Source organism: Photobacterium sp. WH24 (assembly GCF_019204055.1).
Taxonomy (GTDB): Bacteria; Pseudomonadota; Gammaproteobacteria; order Enterobacterales; family Vibrionaceae; genus Photobacterium; species Photobacterium arenosum.
In genome coordinates this window covers 1-881 of sequence record NZ_JAGSOZ010000056.1, presented here as the reverse complement: position 1 = coordinate 881, position 881 = coordinate 1, and the positions used below count along the sequence as shown (strand labels likewise).

1 protein-coding gene is annotated in these 881 nt (G+C 49.7%); it reads left to right on the top strand.

Annotated elements, in window-relative coordinates; translation table 11 throughout:
- On the top strand, positions 1-881 hold an 881-nt coding region (locus tag KCG43_RS21295; RefSeq protein ID WP_218387468.1), incomplete at both ends, for an ISAs1 family transposase.

Genomic DNA, 881 nt, shown 5'->3' with positions numbered 1-881 from the left:
GAAGACTTTGGCGAAGCTCACCTCGATTGGCTACAGGACAAAGGACTTTTTCGCCAGGGCATCCCTGTTCATGACACTATTGCCAGGGTTGTTTCTTCCATTGAACCTGACCAGTTTCAAGACTGCTTTTTAAAATGGATGCAGGCAGCCAACGTCCATTCGAATGGCGAACTTATTGCTATTGACGGCAAGGTGTTACGCAGCTCCTACAACCGAGAAGATCGGCAATCAACGCTCCACATGGTCAGTGCTTTTGCGACAGCCAACGGCGTTGTCATGGGACAAGTTAAAACCCAAGATAAGTCCAATGAAATCACCGCCATCCCTGAGCTGATCAAGCTGTTAGATATCAAAGGTTGTCTTGTCTCTATCGATGCGATGGGCTGTCAAACCGATATCGCCAAGCAGATAGTTGAGCAAGGTGGCGATTACCTATTAGCAGTCAAAGGCAACCAAAAAAGTCTGGCTAAAGCGGTACAAAAAGCATTGGCGCCATTGCTCGGAAAAAGCCCAGCGTGTGACATCGAGCGCGGACATGGGCGTATTGAAGCGCGCGAATACCACGTCATGTCAGCGCAGGAGTTGACGACAGATTTCCCTGATTGGAAAGGGCTTCAAAGCGTCGGTGTTGCTATTGGCTATCGTATTGACTCAGCAGGGAAAGAGTCGCTGGAGTATCGCTACTACATTAGCTCTGCGGTGCTCACCCCCGAACGTTTTGCCGATGCAGTCCGAGGTCACTGGGAAATCGAAAATCGGTTGCACTGGGTGCTTGATGTCACGATGAATGAAGATGCTTGCCAAATCTATCGTGGCAATGCCGCCGAACTCCTGGCTGGTGTGCGTCACATGGCTCTTAACATGCTTCGATTAGAAACAAG